Source organism: Parasphingomonas halimpatiens (assembly GCF_036663795.1).
In the GTDB taxonomy this organism is placed as follows: Bacteria; Pseudomonadota; Alphaproteobacteria; order Sphingomonadales; family Sphingomonadaceae; genus Sphingomonas.
This window is the reverse complement of sequence record NZ_JAXOJP010000027.1, coordinates 54,609-75,764: the sequence shown is the minus strand read 5'-3', so window position 1 is coordinate 75,764 and position 21,156 is coordinate 54,609. Positions and strand designations below refer to the sequence as shown.

The 21,156-nt window shown below is 66.3% G+C and carries 19 protein-coding genes; 10 read left to right on the top strand and 9 right to left on the bottom strand.

The features are described from left to right. Nucleotides 1-765: 765 nt before the first annotated feature. From U1839_RS20690 to lepB, 4 genes are all read right to left on the bottom strand, one after another. Entirely contained in the window at nucleotides 766-1,740 is a 975-nt protein-coding gene (locus U1839_RS20690; RefSeq protein WP_332805464.1) for a carbon-nitrogen hydrolase family protein, read from the bottom strand. Continuing rightward, a complete protein-coding gene (gene era, locus U1839_RS20685) occupies nucleotides 1,737-2,633 on the bottom strand; it encodes a GTPase Era (RefSeq protein ID WP_332805463.1) in 897 nt (298 codons plus the stop codon). Before era ends, U1839_RS20690 begins: the two co-directional genes overlap by 4 nt. 220 nt (nucleotides 2,634-2,853) lie before the next feature. Then, nucleotides 2,854-3,495 (bottom strand): ribonuclease III, encoded by a 642-nt coding sequence (rnc, locus tag U1839_RS20680; RefSeq protein ID WP_332805469.1) that lies wholly within the window; start codon nucleotides 3,493-3,495, stop codon nucleotides 2,854-2,856. Between the two features lie 36 nt (nucleotides 3,496-3,531). Further along, entirely contained in the window at nucleotides 3,532-4,416 is an 885-nt protein-coding gene (gene lepB / locus U1839_RS20675; RefSeq protein ID WP_332805462.1) for a signal peptidase I, read from the bottom strand. Between the two features lie 137 nt (nucleotides 4,417-4,553). Here lepB and pgi point away from each other — a divergent pair, with 137 nt between their 5' ends. The 4 genes from pgi (at nucleotide 4,554) to U1839_RS20655 (ending at nucleotide 8,066) form a co-directional block, all read left to right on the top strand. Beyond that, nucleotides 4,554-6,047 (top strand): glucose-6-phosphate isomerase, encoded by a 1,494-nt coding sequence (gene pgi / locus U1839_RS20670; protein WP_332805461.1) that lies wholly within the window; start codon nucleotides 4,554-4,556, stop codon nucleotides 6,045-6,047. Between the two features lie 109 nt (nucleotides 6,048-6,156). Then, entirely contained in the window at nucleotides 6,157-7,503 is a 1,347-nt protein-coding gene (gor, locus tag U1839_RS20665) for a glutathione-disulfide reductase (protein WP_332805460.1), read from the top strand. 37 nt (nucleotides 7,504-7,540) lie between these two features. After that, complete coding sequence (locus U1839_RS20660; protein ID WP_332805459.1) at nucleotides 7,541-7,783, top strand: type II toxin-antitoxin system ParD family antitoxin; 243 nt, start codon at nucleotides 7,541-7,543, stop codon at nucleotides 7,781-7,783. Then, nucleotides 7,770-8,066 (top strand): type II toxin-antitoxin system RelE/ParE family toxin, encoded by a 297-nt coding sequence (locus U1839_RS20655; RefSeq protein ID WP_332805458.1) that lies wholly within the window; start codon nucleotides 7,770-7,772, stop codon nucleotides 8,064-8,066. Before U1839_RS20660 ends, U1839_RS20655 begins: the two co-directional genes overlap by 14 nt. A gap of 28 nt (nucleotides 8,067-8,094) precedes the next feature. On the opposite strand, the gene U1839_RS20650 is transcribed toward U1839_RS20655, so the two are convergent. The 4 genes from U1839_RS20650 to U1839_RS20635 all read right to left on the bottom strand — a co-directional run bounded on the left by U1839_RS20650 (nucleotide 8,095) and on the right by U1839_RS20635 (nucleotide 14,448). After that, complete coding sequence (locus U1839_RS20650) at nucleotides 8,095-8,931, bottom strand: TauD/TfdA dioxygenase family protein (RefSeq protein WP_332805457.1); 837 nt, start codon at nucleotides 8,929-8,931, stop codon at nucleotides 8,095-8,097. A 59-nt stretch (nucleotides 8,932-8,990) separates the two neighbouring features. After that, a complete protein-coding gene (locus U1839_RS20645; protein WP_332805456.1) occupies nucleotides 8,991-11,039 on the bottom strand; it encodes a M13 family metallopeptidase in 2,049 nt (682 codons plus the stop codon). 702 nt (nucleotides 11,040-11,741) lie between these two features. Next, on the bottom strand, nucleotides 11,742-13,682 hold the full coding sequence (acs, locus tag U1839_RS20640; protein ID WP_332805455.1) for an acetate--CoA ligase: 1,941 nt from the start codon (nucleotides 13,680-13,682) through the stop codon (nucleotides 11,742-11,744). A 13-nt stretch (nucleotides 13,683-13,695) separates the two neighbouring features. Next, the gene (locus tag U1839_RS20635) at nucleotides 13,696-14,448 is read right to left on the bottom strand and encodes a hypothetical protein (protein ID WP_332805454.1); all 753 of its coding nucleotides are present in this window, start codon (nucleotides 14,446-14,448) and stop codon (nucleotides 13,696-13,698) included. Between the two features lie 111 nt (nucleotides 14,449-14,559). On the opposite strand from U1839_RS20635, the gene U1839_RS20630 reads away from it, so the two are divergent. Next, nucleotides 14,560-15,573: an NAD-dependent epimerase/dehydratase family protein gene (locus U1839_RS20630; RefSeq protein ID WP_332805453.1), complete on the top strand. Its 1,014-nt coding sequence runs from the start codon at nucleotides 14,560-14,562 to the stop codon at nucleotides 15,571-15,573. A gap of 175 nt (nucleotides 15,574-15,748) precedes the next feature. Here the strand turns inward: U1839_RS20630 and U1839_RS20625 are convergent, their stop codons facing one another. Then, complete coding sequence (locus tag U1839_RS20625; protein ID WP_332805452.1) at nucleotides 15,749-17,137, bottom strand: helix-turn-helix domain-containing protein; 1,389 nt, start codon at nucleotides 17,135-17,137, stop codon at nucleotides 15,749-15,751. A 105-nt stretch (nucleotides 17,138-17,242) separates the two neighbouring features. Between U1839_RS20625 and U1839_RS20620 the strand changes: the two genes are divergently transcribed. The 5 genes from U1839_RS20620 (at nucleotide 17,243) to U1839_RS20600 (ending at nucleotide 21,029) form a co-directional block, all read left to right on the top strand. Then, nucleotides 17,243-18,769: an acyl-CoA carboxylase subunit beta gene (locus tag U1839_RS20620; protein ID WP_332805451.1), complete on the top strand. Its 1,527-nt coding sequence runs from the start codon at nucleotides 17,243-17,245 to the stop codon at nucleotides 18,767-18,769. Between the two features lie 37 nt (nucleotides 18,770-18,806). Then, nucleotides 18,807-19,175 carry a Rap1a/Tai family immunity protein gene (locus U1839_RS20615; protein ID WP_332805450.1) on the top strand — a complete coding sequence of 123 codons (369 nt, stop codon included), beginning with the start codon at nucleotides 18,807-18,809 and terminating at the stop codon, nucleotides 19,173-19,175. Nucleotides 19,176-19,288: 113 nt separating this feature from the next. Further along, a complete protein-coding gene (locus U1839_RS20610) occupies nucleotides 19,289-19,828 on the top strand; it encodes a hypothetical protein (RefSeq protein ID WP_332805449.1) in 540 nt (179 codons plus the stop codon). Next, a complete protein-coding gene (gene mce / locus U1839_RS20605) occupies nucleotides 19,825-20,247 on the top strand; it encodes a methylmalonyl-CoA epimerase (RefSeq protein WP_332805448.1) in 423 nt (140 codons plus the stop codon). The genes U1839_RS20610 and mce overlap by 4 nt, the downstream gene beginning before the upstream one ends. Then, nucleotides 20,247-21,029, top strand: a complete 783-nt coding sequence (locus U1839_RS20600) for an enoyl-CoA hydratase-related protein (RefSeq protein WP_332805447.1) — start codon at nucleotides 20,247-20,249, stop codon at nucleotides 21,027-21,029. The genes mce and U1839_RS20600 overlap by 1 nt, the downstream gene beginning before the upstream one ends. The last annotated feature ends 127 nt before the right edge of the window (nucleotides 21,030-21,156 follow it).

The following is a 21,156-nucleotide window of genomic DNA, read 5'->3' as shown; positions in this document are numbered from 1 at the left end:
CGATCGACGATCTATGGCGCGCCGTCGGCAACATCTGCGATCTCTACACACCCGAGGAATGCTGGAACTTCCTCAAACATGCAGGATATGCGTCAGATTAAACGCATCGCGCTCTAGCGCGGGATGATCTCACCTTGCCCCGTTCGTTTCGAGCGCAGTGGAGAAACGGCAACAAACGCTCCGCCAGGTTTCTCGACTGCGCTCGAAACGAACGGGCTGAGATGTCTTCCTGCTCAAGAGGCGTTTTCGGCCCGAGCGATCAAGACGGTGGGTCGCGAACAACAATCATCGGCGGCGCAAATCTCCGCGTCTCCGCGTCTCCGCGTGAAGCAATCACGCCCGCCACGCGCGAACGCCGGGCATCAGGCGATTTGGCCCATCGTCGCGCCTTCGCGTGAACAAAGCTGCGCAGCCCCGCCGGCATGATTCAACGATGCCGCCCTTTATGCCAGGCACGCATCCTGCCCGGCCAACCGGGACCGATCTTTCTCATCGTCGATGCACCGAACGAAGCCGCTGCGGCGGCGCGCGGCCGCTCTGTTCCGCCCTCTGTTACGCTCTGTTCCGTTGCTGTTACCGGCGCTGTTTCGCCTCTGTTAGCGTCCTGTTCCGATGGAACTGATTCCGCGTCCGGCCGTCCCGTTCAATCAATTGAAATATCATACTTTAACCACGCACAATCCGCCGCGCGCCGCCTGCGGAACAGGGGCGAAAAAATAACGAACAGACAGAACAGGGATAACAGAGCGACCGGCCGCCCCGCTATCAGATCGGCTTCAACCCGTTCTCCGCCACGGCGAAGCCCTCGCGCGCGCGGCGGTCGACATGCAGCTCGAAGATGTCGGGCCGCGCATAATGCCCGTCGGTATCGAGCGACGTCAGCCCGCGTCCGATCATCGACAGGTCGAGATCGGCGATCAGCAGGTCGGGTTCGCTGTCGCCGGCGGCAAGCACCGTCCCGTCGGGCGCGATGATCATGCTGCCCCCGGTCTGCAGCACGCCGTCGGGCAGGCCCATCAGCAATGCTTCGGCATCGGGGTCGCCACCAACCAGTGCGAGCCCCTTGAGCAGGTCGGCGCGGTGCTGGATCGTGCCCGCGGCGAGCACGAAGCAGCGACCTTCAAAGGCATAATGCCGCGACGCGATGCCGTACATCTCGCGCACGCTCGGCCATGCCGCGACATGCACCGCCTCGCCGGCATGATGCATCGCGGCGCGCGCGAACGGCATCCAATGCTCCCAGCAGATCAGCGATCCGACGCCGCCCCATGGCGCCTCGTGCACGCCGAGCGTCGCGCCATCGCCGCGCCCCCAGATCAGCCGCTCGCCGTGCGTCGGCACCAGCTTGCGGTGGAGCAGCGGCGGCTGTTTCGGCCGGAAGAGATATTGCGTGTTGAACAGGCTGCCGCGCACGCGCTCATGCGCGCCGACCGAAACGAGGATGCCGGTCTTCTCGACCAGCGCCTGGAGCGGCAGAAGACGCGGGTCGCCACGCCGCAGCGCCTGATCGAGCAGGATCGCGTGCAGCGCCTGCGTGCCGCGATGGTCCCAGATCGCGGCGCCCGGGGCCTCGTCGAGCCACAGCGGATAGCCGCCGAGAAAGGTCTCGCCGAACGCGACGATCTCCGCGCCGACATCGGCAGCGTCGCCGACCATCTCGATCAGCTGGGTAATGCCATGGCCGATCGCCAGCGGCACCGGCGCCGCCTGGACGATCGCCGCCTTCACGATTCTGCTCATTCGACCCAGTCCAGCCCCATTTCGCGATACATGTCGCGCTCATCATCCCAGCCCGGTCTTACTTTCACGTGAAGGTAGAGATGCACCGGCCGGTCGAGCATGATGCCGAGCTCGGCGCGCGCGCGGGCGCCGATCTCGCGGATCCGCGTGCCGCCCTTGCCGAGCACGATCGCGCGCTGCGTCGGGCGCTCGACCATGATCTGCTGGTGGATCTCGACCGAGCCGTCCTCGCGCTCCTTGAAGCTCTCGGTCTCGATCGCGCTGGCATAAGGCAGCTCGGCATGGAGTTGCAGATAGAGCTGCTCGCGCGTCACCTCGGCGGCCATGGCGCGCTCGCTCGCGTCGGACACCTGGTCCTCCGGGTAATGCCAATGCGCCGCCGGCATCCGCGCGGCGAGCGCGCGCTTGAGTTCGGCCACGCCATCGCCGGTCGAGGCGCTGACGAAGAAGGTCTCGCTGAAGTCGGCCAGCGCGTTGAGCTTCTCGGCATGGACCAGCAGCCGCGCCTTGTCGGCGATGTCGACCTTGTTGAGGATCAGGTACTTGGTCTCGTGCCGCCCCTTCAGGCCGCTGGCGATCTCGCTGACCTTCGCCGGAATGCCGCCCTTGGCATCGACCACCAGCGCGAGCACGTCGGCGCCCTCGGTCCCGCCCCAGGCGGCGGCGACCATCGCGCGGTCGAGCCGCCGTTTGGGCTCGAAGATGCCGGGGGTGTCGACCAGCAGCAGCTGCGTCTCACCCTCGATCGCCACGCCGAGCAACCGCGCCCGTGTCGTCTGTGCCTTGGGGCTGACGATCGCCACCTTCTGCCCGACCAGCGCATTGACCAGGGTCGACTTGCCCGCATTGGGCGCCCCGAGGACCGCGACCAGGCCGCAATGTTGTTCCGTCATGTTCACTTGTCCTGTCACCCCGGATTTGTCTCCGGCGTTGGTGTAGTTTCCCTCCCCGGCGAAGGCCGGGGCCCAGTTGGGACGCATCGGCGATGATGCGCCGCCGCATGTCACTCATGGCCAGCTACTATGGGCCGGCCTTCGCCGGGGTTGGAGCGCTGGTCCGTCTGCCGCCACTCATGCGGCACGCCGGTCCCCGGAACAAGTCCGAGGTGACGCGCTACTCCAGCTTCTCGAGCAATGCCGCCGCTGCCGCGGTCTCGGCTTCCTGCTTCGAGCTGCCAGTCGCACTGGCGTCGGCGAAGGTGCCGATCGCCGCCTTGACCGTGAAGCGCGGGGCATGGTCGGGCCCCGAGCGGTCGATCACCTCATAGGTCGGGGCACGGCGCTTGTGCGCCGCCGCCCATTCGAGCAGCGCCGATTTGGGGTGCTGCGGCGCCTTGCTCTCGCGCGACACGCGGTCGCCCCAGGCGCGGCGGATGAAGTCGCGCACGACCGCCAGCCCGGCGTCGAGATAAAGTGCGCCGATCAGCGACTCCATCGCGTCGCCCAGCACATTGTCGCTGTCGCCCGCGCCATCGTCGCGCGCCTGCTTGCCGAGCCGCAACAGCCCGCCCACGCCAAGGCTGCGCGCCACATCGGCGCACACCGCGCCCGAGACAAGCGCGTGCAGCCGCTTCGACAGCGCACCCTCCGCCTCGCCGGGAAACAGTTCGGTGAGCCATTCCGCGACGACCAGGCCGAGCACGCGGTCGCCGAGAAATTCGAGCCGCTCGTAATTCGCCGCGCCCTGGCTGCCATGCGTCAGCGCGCGTGCGAACAGCTCCGGGTCGGCAGGCGTGTGGCCGGTGGTGGTGGTGATCCAGCCGGCGAGACCGTCACTCAACGGCACGGCCCCTCAAAAGCCCTTGCCCATGCGGCTCCAGCGCGCGGCGGTGAACCACGTCCAGGGCAGCACCCACGATGCCGAGCCGTCGGTCGACCAGAAGGTGAACAGTGCCTTGCCCTCGACATGGTCGAGCGGGACATAGCCCATGCCGGCGGATTCACCGGGCATCACATCGTTGGGCGCGGGGAAACGGCTGTCGCCGCTGTCGTCGCGATTGTCGCCCATCACGAAGACGTGGCCGGCCGGGACGTTGTAGACCTTGGTGTCGTCCGCCGGCGGGTTTTCGCCGCGATCTAGCACATCATAGCCGACGCCGCCGGGCAGCGTCTCATGGAACTGCTTGTAGCGGCAGATCGGGACATTGTTGAGGACGTCGCGAAACTGCGCCTGGCAGCCGTCGTCGCCGGGGAGCGGGTCGCTGTAATTGGGCGAGAGCGGGATGGTGAAATCGGCCACCGGCACCTTGGGTACCGCCACGCCGTTGAGGATGAGCTGGCCGTGCGTCACCTGGATCGTGTCGCCCGGCAGGCCGATGACGCGCTTGATCACGTCGTGATCCTCGCCCGGGGGCCCGCGGAACACCACCACGTCGCCGCGCGCCGGCGTCCCGCCGAACAGGCGACCCGGGATCAGCGGCACGCCGAACGGCAGCGACCAGCGCGAATAGCCGTAATTCCACTTCGAGATGAACAGATAGTCGCCGACATAGAGCCGCGGCAGCATCGACTGCGACGGAATAAAGAAGGGCGAGAAGAAGAAGCTGCGGAAGATCGCCACCGCAAGCCCGAGCTTGAGCAGGAAGGTGAGCGTCTCGCGCGTCTCCGACTTGGGCTTCGGCGCCGTGACGGTCGTGGCGGTGGCGACGGGTTCGCCTGGTATGTCGGTTTCGGCCATGAAGCGGGGGTTGCGCTAGGTCGCGTGCCGCGTCAAGCGCGGGGCGCGGTGCCAATGTCGGTACATGGGACGCGATCGGCGGTGGCGCTACGGCTCCCGCCTCCCTATGTCCGCCGCCTGACAGTGGAGACGAGATGATGACCGCCGACTGGAGCGCGATCGAAGCCTTGCCGCAGGAGCGCCTCGAAGCGCTGTTCGCCGCCGATGCCGAGCGGCTGTCGCGCTTCACGCTCGATATTGCCGGCATCCATTTCGACTGGTCCAAGACGCATCTGACCAGCGAGGCGGTCACCGCGTTCGAGAAGCTCGCCAAGGCGCAAGGCCTCGCCGCGCGGCGCGAGGCGCTGTTCGCCGGCGAGAAGGTCAATGTCACCGAAGGCCGGGCCGTCACGCACACGATGGAGCGCGGCGAGGGTGACGCCGAGATCGTCGCCCAGGCGCAGGCGCTGCACGACCGGATGCGGGCGCTGATCGATGCGATCGAGGGCGATGCGCTCGGTCCGGTCCGCCACGTCCTGCATGTCGGCATCGGCGGTTCGGCGCTCGGGCCGCATCTGCTGGTCGATGCGCTCGGCCGCGAGACCGAGCGTTACGACGTCGCGATCGTCTCGAACGTCGACGGCGTCGCGCTTGAGGAGGTGTTCGCCAGGTTCGATCCCGCCGCCACGCTGCTGGTGATCGCCTCGAAGACCTTCACCACCACCGAGACGCTGCTCAACGCCGATTCGGTGCTGCAATGGATGAGCGAGCATGGCGTCGACGACGTCTATGGCCGTGTCGTCGCGCTCACCGCCGAGCCCGACAAGGCGATTGCCTGGGGTGTCGATGAAACGCGCGTGCTGCCGTTCCTAGACTCGGTTGGCGGGCGTTATTCGCTCTGGTCGTCGATCGGCTTTCCCGCCGCGCTCGGGCTGGGCTGGGATTGTTTCCAGGAACTGCTCGAAGGCGCCGCCGAGATGGACCGCCATTTCCGGCTCACCGCGCTGCACGAGAACGCCCCGGTCCTCGCCGCCTTCGCCGATCTCTATTACACCCAGGTCCGCCACTGCGAAACGCGCGCGACCTTCGCCTATGACGAGCGGTTGCGCCTGTTGCCCTCCTATCTCCAGCAATTGGAGATGGAATCGAACGGCAAGGGCGTCACCACCGACGGCACGAAGCTCGACCGGCCGAGCGCGCCGATTACCTGGGGCGGGGTCGGCACCGACGCGCAGCATGCCGTGTTCCAGCTGCTTCACCAGGGCACGCATCTCGTGCCGGTCGAGTTCATCGCGACGATCGAGCCCGGCGATACCCAGGCCGAGGAACATCACCGCCAGCTGCTGCTCAACGCCTTTGCGCAGGGCGCCGCGCTGATGAAGGGCCGCGCCAACGACGCCGACCTCGCGCGCAGCTATCCCGGCGACCGGCCCTCGACGACGATCCTGCTCGACGATCTCGATGCGCGCTCGCTCGGTGCGCTGATCGCCTTCTACGAGCACCGCGTATTCGTCAGCGGTGTGCTGCTCGGCATCAATTCGTTCGACCAGTTCGGCGTCGAACTCGGCAAGGAAATGGCCAAGGCGGCGGATAAGGGTGGCGGGGACTTCGACGTCTCGACCGCCGACCTGATAAAGCGCGCTTTCGGCTGAGACGATCTTTTCCCGCTCGGGCTGAGCCTGTCGAAGCCCTGCAGTTACATTTCCGCCCGGCAAGAAGAAGGACAACCCTTCGACAGGCTCAGGGCGAACGGAGGCTGAAGTGACCAACTACGACTATGACCTGTTCGTCATCGGTGCCGGTTCGGGCGGCACGCGCGCCTCGCGCGTCGCGGCGGCGCATGGCGCCAAGGTCGCGGTGGCCGAGGAATATCGCGTCGGCGGCACCTGCGTCATCCGCGGCTGCGTGCCCAAGAAGCTGCTCGTCTACGGCGCGCACTTCGCCGAGGACCTCGCCGATGCGCGGCGCTTCGGCTGGAAGGTCCCGGAATGCGAATTCGACTGGAAGGTGCTGACCGCCAACGTCTTCGAAGAGGTCGACCGGATCAACGGCGCCTATACCGAGACGCTGGAGAATAACGGCGTCGAGATCATCAACGAGCGCGCCGAGATTACCGGCCCGCACGAGTTGAAGCTCGGCGACGGCCGTACCGTGACCGCCAGGACGATCCTCGTCGCGACCGGCGCGACGCCGTCGGTGCCGACCTGCCCGGGCAACGAACATGGCATCACCTCGAACGAGGCGTTCCACCTCGACGCCGTGCCCAAGCGCATCCTGATCGCCGGCGCCGGCTATATCGCCAACGAATTCGCCGGGATCTTCCATCAGCTCGGGGCCCATGTCACGCTGATCAACCGCAGCGACGTGATCCTGCGCGGCTATGACGAGCAGATCCGCGACCGGCTGCTGCAGATCTCGATGATGAAGGGGATCGAGTTCCGCTTCCATGCCGGGTTCCAGGGCATTACGAAGAACGAGGACGGCACGCTGACGGTGGCGATGAGCGGGCACGAGCCCATGACCGCCGATTGCGTGATGTTCGCCACCGGCCGCGACCCGAACACCAAGGGGCTGGGCCTCGAAAGCGCCGGGGTCGAGATCGACGAGAAGGGCGCGATCAAGGTCGATGAGGACAATCGCTCGACCTGCCCGAGCATCTACGCTGTCGGCGACGTGACCAATCGCGTACAGCTGACGCCGGTCGCCATTCGCGAGGGCCAGGCCTTTGCCGACACGCTGTTCGGCAACAAGCCCAGCCGGGTCGATTACGAGAACATCCCCTCTGCGGTGTTCAGCCATCCGCCGATGGCCGGCGTCGGCATGACCGAGAGCCAGGCCAAGAACAAGCTCGGCTCGGTCAAGGTCTACACCTCCGACTTCCGCCCGATGAAGAACGTGCTCGCCGGCCGCAACGAGCGATCGCTCTACAAGATGGTATGCGACGGCGTGACCGACCGCGTCGTCGGGTTGCACATGATCGGCCCCGACGCGCCCGAAATCCTCCAAGCGGCGGCGATCGCGGTCAAGGCGGGTCTCACCAAACAGGCGTTCGACGACACCGTCGCGCTCCATCCGAGCATGGCGGAGGAGTTGGTGCTGCTGCGCTGATCTTGTGCAAATCCGCGCGAAAGTGTAGGATCCGCCAATGGCACAAGTGAATATCTCGCTGCCGCCGGCGCTCAAGGAATGGCTCGATCGGATGGTCGAGGAAGGCCGCTACGCGTCGGCCAGCGACTATGTTCGTGAGCTGATCAGGCGCGAGCAGGATAATGCCGACAAACTTGCCCGCTTGCGCGCGGCGATCGATCAGGCATGGGACGCGCCGGTCAGCGAGCGCAGTCTGCGGGACATTTACGAGGCGAACCGAACGCGCCGTGACGCCGCTTGAGCGGACGGGGCCGGCTGACGCCGATCTCGACGAAATACTGAGCTATAGCCGCATCCGCTACGGCGAGGAGATCGCGGCCGAGTATTTCTTCAGCTTCGAGGAGGTCTTCGACCTTTTGTCGCGCCACCCGATGGCGGGCGCCGCGGCCGACGAGATCCGTTCGGGACTGCGCCGGATCAGCCACCGACAGCATCGGATTTTCTATCGCCTCGTCGATGGCAAGGTGCGCATCATGCGGGTCCTGCATCATGCGATGGACGTTTCTGAGGGCTTCGACCTTTAAGATCAGCCCGCCCGTCATTGCGCCGAACCTATTCCAGCGGCACCCCGGAAATCGTAATGCGGTGCATCAGCCGGCGGTGGCCGTGATAGTCGTTCATCGCGAAATGCCAGGTCGCGCGATTGTCCCACACCGCGAGCGAGCCCGGCGCCCATTGCAGCCGGCACTGGAATTCGTCGCGCATCGCCACGCCGTAGAGATAGGCGAGCAGCGGCATGCTCTCCTCGCGCGTCCAGCCTTCGAAGAACAAGGTGAAGGCGGGGTTGACGTAGAGCAGCTTGCGCCCGGTCACCGGGTGGCGGATCACCGCTGGGTGGACGGCCGCGGCGTGGATGTCATGGCCCTTGAGGTCGGCGGCTTGGTCGGTCTTCGCATAGATGCCGTCATGGCCGTAGATATGGTCGGCGCTATGCACCGCGCGCAGCCCTTCGAGCGTCTTCTGCAAGCCCGGTGACAGCGCGCCATAGGCCGCGCCCATGCTGGCGAACAGCGTGTCGCCGCCGCTCGGCGGGGTCTCGCGGGCGAGCAGGATCGATCCCATTGCCGGGACCTGGTCATAGCTGTGGTCGGTGTGCCAGCCGCCGCCGATATTGGTCGTCTGGCCCTCGCTCTTGCGCACCTCGGCGATCTCGGGGTGGCCGCCATTGGCGGGGAAGTAGTTGTTGACGTCGATCATGCCCCAGCGCCGCGCAAAGGCGATGTGGTCTTCCGGCGTCAGCTGCTGGTCGCGGACGAACAGCACGCCGCGCTCGGCGACGGCCTGCCGGATCGTCGCCATGCCGTCATCGTCGATCGTGCGCAGATCGACGCCCAGTGCCTCGGCACCGCAATGCTCGGCCAGCGGCCGCAAATCGATTGTCGTCGTCATGGCATCTCTCCCCGGCCGGCATTTTGCGCCGGACCGGGGAGGCTGTCCATCATCCGATGTTACCAGATGTGTACGCGCTGCTCGGGCGGCAGGTACATCTTGTCGCCCGGCTGGATGTTGAACGCCTTGTACCACGCGTCGACGTTGCGGACGATGCCGTTGACGCGGAACTTGGCCGGCGAGTGCGGGTCGGTCAGCAACTGCGTGCGTTGCGCGCCTTCGCGGACCTTGGCCTGCCAGGCCTGGGCATAGGCGAGGAAAAAGCGCTGGTCGCCGGTCAGCCCGTCGATCACCGGCGCCTTGCCATGCTTTTCCTGATAGCGCTGGAACGCGGCATAGGCCGCCTCGACCCCGCCGAGATCGCCGATATTCTCGCCCAGCGTGAGCCCGCCCTTGATGTGCGTGCCGGGAACCGGTTCATAGGCGTCATATTGCGCCGACAGTGCGGCGGTGCGCTTCTTGAAGGCCTCCTTGGCCTCGGGCGACCACCAATTCTCGAACTTGCCGGTCGGGCCGAACTGGCTGCCCTGGTCGTCGAAGCCATGGCCCATCTCATGGCCGATGATCGCACCGATCGCGCCATAGTTCACCGCCGGGTCGGCATTGGGATCGAAATAGGGCGGCTGGAGGATCGCGGCCGGGAAGGTGATCTGGTTAGCCAGCGGGTTGTAATAGGCGTTCACCGTCTGCGGCGTCATGTTCCACAACTGGCGGTCGACCGGCTTGACGAAGCGCTGCAGCTGCAGCTGGTGGTTGAACTCCTCGGTGCGCATCGCATTGCCGAGCAGGTCGGTGCGATCGACCTGCAGCGACGCATAGTCGATGAACTTGACCGGATAGCCAATGCGCGGCTCGAACGCGGCGAGCTTGACCAGCGCCGCCTGCTTGGTCTTCGGGTCCATCCAGCTGCTGCCGCTGATGCGGGTCTGATAGGCGCCGCGCAGATTCTCGATCAGCTCGGTCATCTTGGCCTTGCTCGAGGCAGGGAAGTAACGCTGCACATAGATCTGGCCGACGGCTTCGCCGAGCGAGCCGTTCATCAGCTGCACGCCGCGCTTCCAGCGATCGCGCTGAACCTGCACGCCGGAGATGGTCTTCGAATAGAAGTCGAAACGTGCGTCGTCGAACGCCTTGGGCAACTGGCTCGCATGGTCGCTGACGAAGTGGAAGGCGATATAGTCCTTCCACGTCTGCAGCGGCGTCGCGACCATGATCTTGCCCATCGCGGTGATCGCGGTGTTGTTGGTCATCAGCACGGTCGGCGACGAATCGACGCCGGCGGTCTTGAGCATCAGCGCCCAGTCGAACTCGGGCGCCTTCTTCTTCAGCCCTTCGACCGTCTCGGGGTCGTTGAGCTTGGCGATGTCGCGGCTCTGTTCGGGCGACCATTGGTCCTTGGCCATCGCGGTTTCGAGCGCGAAGATCGCCTCGGCTTTCGCCGCGGCATCGGGGATGCCGGCGAGTTCCTGCATCTGCTGGATATAGGCGCGATAGGCCTTGCGATAGCCGTCATACTTCTCGCCCTCGAGCAGATAGTAATCGCGCGGCAGGCCGAGTCCGCCCTGGCCGACGGCGGCGGTATAATGCGTCGGGTCGGCAAGATTGGGGATGATCCCCACCCCGACCGGTGACTCATATCCCGTGCTGGCGAACAGCGTCTGCAGGCCGGTCAGGTCGTTCACCGCGGCGATCTTGGCGAGATAGGGCTTGAGCGGCGCGGTGCCGCGCGCCTCGATCCCGGCGGTGTCCATCCAGCTGGCATAGAAATCGCCGACCTGCTTGCCGACCGCGCCATATTTGGCCGGATTGGCGGCCATGTCGTCGAGGATGCTGCGAACATTGGCCTCGGCTTCGTCGTTCAGGATGTTGCCATAACCGACCGAGCCCTTGTCGGCCGGGATCTCGGTGCGCTTGGCCCAGCTGCCATTGGCGAAGCTCCAGAAATCGTCGCCCGGCTTGATCGCCGCATCCTGCGACGTCAGGTCGACGCCGAAGGTGCCGTAGCGCGCCTTGGGCGCGGCCGGTTTGGCGGGATGCGACAGCGCCGCGCCGGCCAGCGCGATGACCGCCACGCCCGCGGCGAGACGAACGGAAGAAGCGAAACGCATCGAAGAAATCCCCTGTGTTGAAACTGTATTGCCGTTACATAGCGGTGATGCGGAATCCCCGCAATTGTCCCTTGGGGCTATCGGAAACGGTTCGCCAGAGGTCATCGAACACTGCCGGATCGGCCAGAGTGCTGGTATTGCCTAGGTTCGGCTGGCTCTGACGAGGAGTATGGTAATGATACGTTTGGCCAGCGTTTTCGTTGTCGCGATGCTGGGCGCGTGCTCAAGTCCGTATGACCCAAAAGCGTCCAACGGTGTCGCGCCGGACACCTTTCGGCAGGATATGGACAGAGTTCTGGAGGTATCCAAGGGCCGGGAATGTGGACCTGCGCCTCTTGCAGGGTGGCGACCGCTCCCGGTGAAGGGGGGTGTCGTCAACGACGCCGAGCGCGCCAAATCTTTGGGGCTTGTCTATTTAGTTGCGATATACAGCAAGAATACGGTTACTCTTCCGCTCACGGCGACGCTGAAAAATGGGGTGTGGACCGTTATGGATGCCGGCCCCGGACGGACGTTCGGAGGCGAGCGCGTCATTTTATTATGTCAATCGAGCGGGGCTGTCTTGCTGACATATCGGACGCAATAAGAGGTGGTTGCTCAACTGGCAGGCCCCAGCCGCCGCCGCTGCTTACGCCCTCCGCGTCGCTCCGGTGGCCGGCCTCTCAACCCAATTCTCGTAAAATGCGGCGAATAGCGCCCCGCTCACCCCACCCGGTTCGCCACCAGATCGTCCACCACCGCGGGGTCGGCCAGCGTGCTGGTATCGCCCAGTGAGGAGACATCGCCCTCGGCGATCTTGCGCAGGATGCGGCGCATGATTTTTCCCGATCGCGTCTTGGGCAGGCCGGGCGCGAATTGCAGCGCGTCGGGCGTCGCGATCGGCCCGATCTCGGTGCGCACCCAGTTGCGCAGTTCGACGCGCAGCTCTTCCGATGACGTCTCGCCCGAATTGAGCGTGACATAGGCATAGATGCCCTGGCCCTTGATGTCGTGCGGCATGCCGACGACGGCGGCCTCGGCGACCTTGGGGTGCAGCACCAGCGCGGATTCGACCTCGGCGGTGCCCATGCGGTGGCCCGAGACGTTGATCACGTCGTCGACGCGGCCGGTGATCCAGTAATAGCCGTCGGCGTCGCGGCGACAGCCGTCGCCGGTGAAATATTTGCCCGGATAGGTCGTGAAATAGGTCTGGAAGAAGCGCTCGTGATCGCCCCACACCGTGCGCATCTGCCCCGGCCAGCTGCGCGCGATGACGAGATTGCCCTCGGTCGGACCGTTGAGCACCTTGCCCTCGGTATCGACCAGTTGCGGATCGACCCCCGGCAGCGGCCGGGTCGCAGAGCCGGGCTTGAGATCGGTCGCGCCGGGCAGCGGGGCGATCATCGCGCCGCCGGTCTCGGTCTGCCACCAGGTGTCGATGATCGGGCAGCGGCCTTCGCCGACCACCTCGTGATACCAGCGCCACGCCTCGGGGTTGATCGGCTCGCCGACGGTGCCGAGCAGCTTCAGCGAGGCGCGGCTGGTCGCCTTTACCGGCTCGTCGCCTTCCTTCATCAGCGCACGCAACGCGGTCGGCGCGGTGAAGATGGTGTGGACCTTGTGGCGGTCGACCACCTGCCAGATGCGGCTGGCGTCGGGCCAGTTGGGCAGGCCCTCATACATTAGCGTCGTCGCGCCATTGGCGAGCGGGCCGTAAAGGATATAGCTGTGCCCGGTAACCCAGCCGATATCGGCAGCGCACCACCACACGTCGCCGGCGCGATAGTCGAACGCCAGTTCGTGCGTCAGGCTGGCCCAAAGCAGATAGCCGCCGCTGCTATGGAGTACGCCCTTGGGCTGCCCGGTCGAGCCGCTGGTATAGAGGATGAACAGCGGGTCCTCGGCGCCCATCGGCTCGGGCGGGCAGGTCGCGTCGACCGTCGCGGCGGCGTCATGATACCAGATGTCGCGGCCCGGCGTCATCGTCACGTCGCCGCCCGTCGCGCGCACGACGATGACCGTCTCGAGGCCGGGCGCATGCGCGGTCGCCGCGTCGACCGCCGCCTTCAGCGGCACGCGCTTGCCGCCGCGTCGGCCCTCGTCGGCGGTGACGACGATGCGCGACTGGCAATCCTCGATCCGCCCGGCCAGCGCCTCGGCCGAGAAGCCGCCGAACACCACCGAATGGATCGCGCCGATCCGCGCGCACGCCAGGATCGCGAACGCCGCCTCGGGGATCATCGGCATGTAGATCGTGACGCGATCGCCCTTCACCACGCCCTGGCCCTTGAGCACATTGGCGAAGCGGCACACCTCGGCGTGGAGCTGGCGATAGGTGAAGCGTCGCGGCTCATCGGTCGGCGCATCCGGTTCCCAGATCAGCGCAACCTGATCACCGCGCTTGGCGAGATGACGGTCGAGGCAATTGGCAGCGACATTGAGGCGGCCGTCGGAAAACCAGTTGATGTGGAAGTCGCGCTTGGCGAACGACCAGTCGCCGGCGATCTCGGGCCGCTTGATCCAGTCGAGCCGCCGCGCCTGTTCGAGCCAGAAGCTGCCCGGATCGGCCAGGCTGCGGCCATAGAGCTTTTCATAGCCCGCCGCATCGACCCGCGCGCGCTTCGCCCATTCGGCGGGGACGGGATACAGCTCGGCGTCGCTCATTGCGGGGTTGTCCTCACAGGAAATTGTTTGGCCAGATCATCGTACGCCACATATGCGCGGTCGGCGATCCGTCGAAGCCCAGGCCTTGTACCGGCTGGCGGAAATGTCGCCCGATCAGATCGGTGAACATCTCCGGGTCGGGCATCTCGTCGAGATCGTCGAAGAAATAGATGTCGTTGATCGTCACGATCCGCGCGGTCATGTACCAGCGGTGGTTCCGCGCATGCTCGGCATCGCGGCGCAGATAATCGGGCGGGACGAAATCCGCGCCGAAGAAGCGGTCATAGCTTTCGGGATAGGCATAGCCGACCGATTCGTCGGCGAAGTAGCGCAGGGCCTGGTGATATTGCACCGCCCAGGCGACCTCTTGGTCGACATAGGGCGCGATCATCTGCGCCCCCCAATAACCATGGTCGGCGCGGATCAGGCAGGCGTTGGAAATGTCGTGGAGCAGGCAGGCGAGCACGACCTTTTCGTCATGCCCCTGGTCGAGCGCACGCCGGGCCGAACCCAACAGGTGCCGTCCGGTTATGCCGGTGAGCCGGTGGCGGAAGAAATCGAGCAGCGTTGGCGCCTCGGGCATGCGCGGCAGCGCCGGATTGTCGCCCATCATCATCACCGTGTCCGGGCCGAGCCGGGCGAGCGCCTCATGCTCGCCGGTCGACTGGCCGGTGCCGACGATGCCGACCGGCGCGGGTACGATCAGCCGTTCGCGGCCGGCCTGTGGCCAGGGGCGATCGTCGGGCGGAAGATGATCGAGGCACATGGTGGCGATGTGCCGCAGGAGGCCGGGGTGGAGCAAGGCGTTTCGGCTTGGCGGGTGTTAGGTTTCAATGTAAAACCCGTTCCGACAATAGGACAATAGGAGGAGGGTATCATGGCGGGCACGATCCTGGTCACCGGCGGCAGCGGTTACATTGCCGGCTATCTCATTCGCCAGCTGGCAGCCGAGGGCTGGACGATCAACACGACGGTCCGTTCGCTGGCGAAGGAAAGCAGGGTCCGCGCGTTGCTCGGCGTGCCCGAGGCGCAGTTGCGCTTCTTCGCCGCCGACCTGACAGACGATGCCGGCTGGGCCGAGGCGGTTGCCGGGTGCAGCCATGTCGCGCATGTTGCCTCTCCCTTCCCGCCGCATGCTGTGAAGCATGAAGACGAGTTGATCGTCCCGGCGCGCGAGGGCGCCGTGCGGGCGCTGCGCTTCGCCCGCGACGCGGGCGTGACGCGTTTCGTGATGACCTCGTCGATGGCGGCGATCGCCTATGGACATGAGGGTCGCACGCGATTCACCGAAGCGGACTGGAGCAAGACGGACGCGCCGGACATTTCGCCCTATCCCAAATCCAAGACGCTCGCCGAGCGCGCCGCACGCGACTGGGTGGCGGCCGAGGGTGGCACGCTGGAATTTTGCACGGTGAACCCGGCGGCGGTGCTCGGTCCGGTGTGGAGCGACGATTTCTCGCCATCGATCGAGATGGTCAAGAAGCTGCTCGAGGGCGCGTTGCCGGGCTATCCACGTCTCGGCTTCGGTATCGTCGACGTGCGCGACGTCGCCGATCTCCATGTTCGCGCGCTCAACGCACCGGGCATGGCCGGTGAACGCTTCGTCGCCTCGGGTCCCTTCTATATGATGGCCGATGTCGGCCGTGTGCTGCGCGCGCGGCTCGGCACGGCGGCGCGCAAGGTGCCGACGCGCAATCTGCCCGATTTCCTCGTCCGGCTGTTCGCGCTGTTCGACCCGATGGTGCGCCAGGTCACCGGTGAACTCGGCCGCGTGCGCGACGGCGACTCGACCCATGCGCGCGAGCTGCTGGGCTGGCAGATGCGCCCGCCCGAAGAATCGATCGTCGATACGGCGCGGAGCCTGATCGATCTCGGGCTGGTGAAGGTGTGATGCCGGCGTCGCGCGTTCGAGCGACGCGACGCAAGAGTTGTTCGCGCGGAGACGCGGAGCAGTTGTGCGCCACACGTTCCGCGTATCACAATTGGTCATCGCCGGTAGCGCGGCGCCGGGGCGTCACGATCGTAACACCTCCGCGTCTCCGCGCCTCCGTGTGAACCCGATAAAGTCACACGATCCGGTACGGAACCACCGCCCTGACTTCGGCATCGACGCGGATCGCGCGGTCGGCGGGCGGGAAGGCGCGCTGGTCGCAGTCGGGACGCGGGCATAGCCGGCACGAGATGCCGATCGGGGTCGGCGGCGCCGCGCGGTCGACCACGTCGGCATAGACGAAGTCCGCGGCATGCTCCGCCTCGCAGCCCAGCACAACGGCGTAGCGGCGCGGCGACCGCGTGAAGCTGCCAGAGGGTTTGACCAGTCCCTTGGCCATCGACACGTAGCGCACGCCGTCAGGCGTTTCGGCATGCTGCACCATGATGCGGTCGGGGATCGCCACCGCTTCGTGCACCATCCATAACGGGCAGGCGCCGCCAAACCGTGCGAACTGCAACCGCGTCGCCGAATGGCGCTTGGTGATGTTGCCGGCCATGTCGACACGACAGAAGTAGAAGGGGATGCCGGCCGCGCCGGTGCGCTGCAGCGTCGACAGCCGGTGGCACGCCTGTTCGAAGCTGACGCCGAAACGCCGCGACAGCCGGTCGATATCGTGACGCATCGTCCGGGCGGCGGCGCGGAACCGGGCAAAGGGCATGGTGATCGCGCCGGCCGCGTAATTGGCCAGCCCCATGCTGAGCAAGTTTTGCGTCGCTTCGCTGCCGGCGGAGGCGGCGATCTCGGCGATCGTATCGGCAAAGGTGAGCGCGGCGAGCTGGTGCGCGACGAGGAAGCGCCGGCTCTCGGCAGGCAAGGCGCCGTTGAGCGTCAGCAGGCCGCGCGCCTGGTCGAAGCGGCGCAGCGGCGCCGCCTCGTCGCCCGAAATCGCCACGGTCACGCCGATCGCGCCGAGTCGCGCGATCAGCGCGGCTTCCGACGGCGCGTCGCCATCGTCGATCGCTTCGGCCAGCGCCTCCGCGGCCCGGTCGAGCGGGTCGACATAGTTGCCGGCATCGTGGAACCAGTCGCGCACCGCTTCCCACGGCATCCGTGCCCCGGCGCCCGAGGCCATGACTTCCTCGACCATCTGCAGCCGCGCCTCGGCGTCGCGCATCGTCGCGTGCAAGACGATAATGCGATCGGCGATCTCGGGCCGCTCCTCGGCGAGCCGCGCGATCACGTCGGCGGGCGGGGATGGCGGAAGCGCCGGATCGGCCAGCGCGCGTTCCAGCGCGCCGAGCCGTGCCGCCGGCGCTTCGCCCTCGATCGTCGCCAGCGCCACCGGATAATGACGCCGCAGCGCTGCGGCAACGGCCGCGGTGAGCGGGCGTTCGCCGCTTTCGAGCTGCGACAGGTAACTGACCGAAATGCCCAGCCGCGCCGCCATCGCGGCCTGATTCAGGGCTGCGGCGAGGCGCAGGGCGCGGAGCTGCTCGCCGGCATAGAGGCGGGTGCGGGTCATCCCCGATGCCTAGTTTGCAAAATTGCTCTTCGCAACTTCGCAAGTTCACATTTGCTTTTCGCGCACGAAGGCGGAAAGGGGGCCGACCCGAAGCCGGAGAAATGCATGTCGTCGACGATCGCGGAACTCGAGCGGAAGCGCGCCGGCGCGCGTCTTGGCGGCGGCGAGAAGCGCATTGCCGCGCAGCATGCCAAGGGCAAGCTGACCGCCCGCGAACGGCTCGAGATCCTGCTCGACGAGGGCTCGTTCGAGGAGCTCGACATGTATGTCGAGCACAATTGCGTCGATTTCGGCATGGCCGAGCAGATCGTGCCCGGCGACGGCGTCGTCACCGGCTCGGGCACGATCAACGGCCGGCTGGTCTTCGTGTTCAGCCAGGACTTTACCGTGTTCGGCGGATCGCTCAGCGAGCGTCACGCGCAGAAGATCTGCAAGATCATGGACATGGCGCTCAAGGTCGGCGCCCCCGTCATCGGCATCAACGATTCGGGCGGCGCGCGTATCCAGGAAGGCGTCGCGTCGCTCGGCGGTTACGCCGAGGTGTTCCAGCGCAACGTCCTCGCCTCGGGCGTGGTACCGCAGATCAGCCTGATCATGGGGCCGTGCGCCGGCGGCGCGGTCTACAGCCCCGCGATGACCGACTTCATCTTCATGGTGAAGGATAGCTCCTACATGTTCGTCACCGGCCCCGATGTAGTGAAGACCGTTACCAACGAGATCGTCACGCAGGAGGAACTCGGCGGAGCGGTGACGCATACCACGAAGTCGGGGATCGCCGATGTGGCCTTCGAAAACGATATCGAGGCGCTGCTCGCGGCCCGCGACTTCGTGGACTTCCTTCCGGCGTCGAACCGCGACGGCGTGCCCGAGCGGCCGAGCTCGGACCCGTGGGACCGGATCGAGGACAGCCTCGACACGCTGATCCCCGCCTCGGCCAACCAGCCCTATGACATGCACGAGCTGATCCGGAAGGTCGTCGACGAGGGCGATTTCTTCGAGGTCCAGCCGACCCATGCCGGTAATATCATCATCGGCTTCGGCCGGATCGAGGGGCGCACGGTCGGCATCGTCGCCAACCAGCCGATCGTGCTGGCGGGCTGTCTCGACATCAATTCATCGAAGAAGGCGGCGCGGTTCGTGCGCTTCTGCGACGCGTTCGAAATCCCGATCGTCACTTTCGTCGACGTGCCCGGCTTCCTGCCCGGCACCAGCCAGGAACTGAACGGCATCATCAAGCACGGCGCCAAGCTGCTGTTCGCCTATGGCGAGGCGACCGTGCCCAAGATTACCGTCATCACGCGCAAGGCCTATGGCGGCGCCTATGACGTGATGGCCTCCAAGCATCTGCGCGGCGACCTCAACTATGCCTGGCCGACCGCCGAGATCGCGGTGATGGGCGCCAAGGGCGCGGTCGAGATCATCTTTCGCGGCAAGACCCCGGCGGAAATCGCCGAGCGCACCGCCGAGTATGAAGCGCGCTTCGCCAATCCCTTCGTCGCCGCGTCAAAGGGTTTCATCGACGAGGTGATCCAGCCGCATTCGACCCGGCGGCGCATCGCGCTCGGCTTGCGCAAGCTGCGCAACAAGACGCTGGAGAATCCGTGGAAGAAGCATGACAATATTCCGCTGTAACCACGTCAGGATGGTGAGATCGGGCCGGCTTCTGGTCATGGGGCTGACGGCGCTCGTCTGTTTTGCCCGCCCGGCGGTGGCCGGCGAAATGGTCACGTTGCATGTCCAGCTGACCGGCGGGCAACTCTACGATATGTGCGTCGACAAGCCTGGCGACGAGACGCAGATTCTCGACAACCATATCTGCGCCGGTTACCTGAGCGGGGCGCAGGACGCGGTCGACATGATGACGCTCTATCTCAAGGGCACGCCGGAATATTGCGTACCCGGCGACACCAAGCGCGGCGTTCTGCTGAACATCTTCCGGGATTATGTCGCAACGCATCCCGGGGCGCGTGAACGACCTGGCGCGGCCGTCATGGTGATTGCCTATCGTGACGCGTTTCCGTGTCCCAAGGCCAAGTGATGGTCGCGACCGCCACAGGCTTCTTTGGTTGCCGCTTTCACAAGACGCTGGAGAATCCGTCGAAGAAGCACGACAACGTCCCGCTTTGATTCTCTGACTGGGGGTACCCGCCAATGATCTCGATTCTCGCCATGCTGCTGCAGGCCGCCGCGCCCGCGCCGACCGCCGCGCCCACACCCGCGCCCGCTCCGGCGCCATGGACGGCGATCGTGCGCGGCGATGCCGCAGCGGGCAATCTCTCGACCTCGACCTACGTCATGGCGCATGATGCGGGCGGTCGCCTTGCGGTGCGCTGCGATGCGCGCGCCGACAAGGTCGTGTCGATCCAGTTTCGCGCGCCGGCCGACCTCGGCGTCGGCCCCGTCCGTCCGGTCCGCCTGATCATCGACGGGGGCACCCCGCTGATCGCCAATTGGGAATTCATCAGCGGCGTCGCGCTGGAGCGCGAGGACGCGGCGGTGACGACGATCACCACCGCCTTTGCCCAGGCGAAGCAGATCAAGCTGCACACCAGCAACCTCGCCGGCGAGCCGATCGACGCCGTATTCGATGGCCCGGCCAGCGCGGCGGGTCTGACGCAGGTGCTGGCGGCATGCGGCTATACGCTCGGCCAGATCCCGGCGCGCACGCCCGCGCCGTCGCCCGGCCAATGAAGCTCGGGCGGCTCAATCATGTCGGCGTCGCGACGCCATCGATTGCCGAGGCGATCGTCCATTACCGCGAGGTGATGGGCGCGACGACGATCCACGAACCCTTCGACCTGCCGGCGCAGGGGGTGAAGGTGTGCTTCGTCGACACGCCCAACGCGCAGATCGAACTGATCGAGCCGCTCGGCGAGGCCTCGCCGATCCACGGCTTTCTCGCCAAGAACCCGGCCGGCGGGCAGCATCACCTCTGCTACGAGGTGCCCGACATCCATGAGGCCAAGGCGTGGTTCGAGGCAAAGGGCGCGAAGGTGCTCGGCGAGCCGCGGATCGGTGCGCATGGCACGCCGATCTTCTTCGTCCACCCCCGCGACATGGGCGGGGTGCTGACCGAAATCATGGAAACACCCAAAGGGGAGGGTCATTGATGGCCTATGAGATGATCCTGAGCGAGCGGCGCGGCGACGTGCTGGTGCTGACGCTCAACCGGCCCGAGCGGCTCAATGCCGCGCCGCCGCAGATGTTCGAGGAATTGCGCGCCGCGATCACGACGCTCGACGGGGCGCGGGCGGTGCTGGTGACCGGCGCCGGCCGTGCCTTTTGCTCGGGCGCCGATGTCGGCGGCGGGGCGCTTGGCACGGAGGATCCGGGCAACAGCACCTATCGCGCGCTGACCGAGAGCTATAACCCGACCATGGCAGCGCTGGCCGATCTGGCGGTGCCGGTGGTCAGCGCGGTGCGCGGGCCGGCGGCGGGGATCGGCTGCAGCCTCGCGCTCGCCGCCGATTTCTGCGTCGCCAGCGACACGGCCTATTTTCTCCAGGCGTTCGTCAATATCGGGCTGGTGCCCGATGGCGGCGCGAGCTGGTCGTTGCCGCGGCTGATCGGCAAGGCGCGCGCGACCGAGATGATGATGCTCGGCGAACGCGTGCTGGCACCCAGGGCGCATGACTGGGGCATGGTCCACCGCGTCGTCGCCGACGAGATGCTCGATGCCGAAGCCTTTGCGCTGGCCGAGCGACTGGCGGCGGGACCGACCGTCGCGCTCGGGCTGATGAAGCGCGGGCTCAGCCATGCGCTGGAGTGCGGCTATGAAGATGCGATGCTGCGCGAGGCCGAAAACCAGCGCGCCGCGCGCGGCTCGGCCGACTCGATGGAGGGTGGCATCGCCTTCCTGCAAAAGCGCAAGCCGGCGTTCCGGGGCGTTTGATGGACGCGCACGTTCTCCATCTCTCCACCCCGGCGAAGGCCGGGGCCCAGTTGCGGAGCGGCAAATCGGTGGAAGGCGCGCTCACCAAATTTAACCTTCCCACCTGGGCCCCGGCCTTCGCCGGGGT

Coding starts and splice junctions, on each gene's coding strand:
- U1839_RS20610 (WP_332805449.1), top strand. CDS start 19,289: ATGATCTCGATTCTCGCCATGCTGCTGCAGGCCGCCGCGCCCGCGCCG.
- acs (WP_332805455.1), bottom strand. CDS start 13,682: ATGAGCGACGCCGAGCTGTATCCCGTCCCCGCCGAATGGGCGAAGCGC.
- U1839_RS20635 (WP_332805454.1), bottom strand. CDS start 14,448: ATGTGCCTCGATCATCTTCCGCCCGACGATCGCCCCTGGCCACAGGCC.
- U1839_RS20625 (WP_332805452.1), bottom strand. CDS start 17,137: ATGACCCGCACCCGCCTCTATGCCGGCGAGCAGCTCCGCGCCCTGCGC.
- era (WP_332805463.1), bottom strand. CDS start 2,633: ATGACGGAACAACATTGCGGCCTGGTCGCGGTCCTCGGGGCGCCCAAT.
- U1839_RS20690 (WP_332805464.1), bottom strand. CDS start 1,740: ATGAGCAGAATCGTGAAGGCGGCGATCGTCCAGGCGGCGCCGGTGCCG.
- mce (WP_332805448.1), top strand. CDS start 19,825: ATGAAGCTCGGGCGGCTCAATCATGTCGGCGTCGCGACGCCATCGATT.
- U1839_RS20630 (WP_332805453.1), top strand. CDS start 14,560: ATGGCGGGCACGATCCTGGTCACCGGCGGCAGCGGTTACATTGCCGGC.
- lepB (WP_332805462.1), bottom strand. CDS start 4,416: ATGGCCGAAACCGACATACCAGGCGAACCCGTCGCCACCGCCACGACC.
- U1839_RS20620 (WP_332805451.1), top strand. CDS start 17,243: ATGTCGTCGACGATCGCGGAACTCGAGCGGAAGCGCGCCGGCGCGCGT.
- U1839_RS20600 (WP_332805447.1), top strand. CDS start 20,247: ATGGCCTATGAGATGATCCTGAGCGAGCGGCGCGGCGACGTGCTGGTG.
- pgi (WP_332805461.1), top strand. CDS start 4,554: ATGACCGCCGACTGGAGCGCGATCGAAGCCTTGCCGCAGGAGCGCCTC.
- U1839_RS20615 (WP_332805450.1), top strand. CDS start 18,807: ATGGGGCTGACGGCGCTCGTCTGTTTTGCCCGCCCGGCGGTGGCCGGC.
- U1839_RS20645 (WP_332805456.1), bottom strand. CDS start 11,039: ATGCGTTTCGCTTCTTCCGTTCGTCTCGCCGCGGGCGTGGCGGTCATC.
- U1839_RS20650 (WP_332805457.1), bottom strand. CDS start 8,931: ATGACGACGACAATCGATTTGCGGCCGCTGGCCGAGCATTGCGGTGCC.
- U1839_RS20660 (WP_332805459.1), top strand. CDS start 7,541: ATGGCACAAGTGAATATCTCGCTGCCGCCGGCGCTCAAGGAATGGCTC.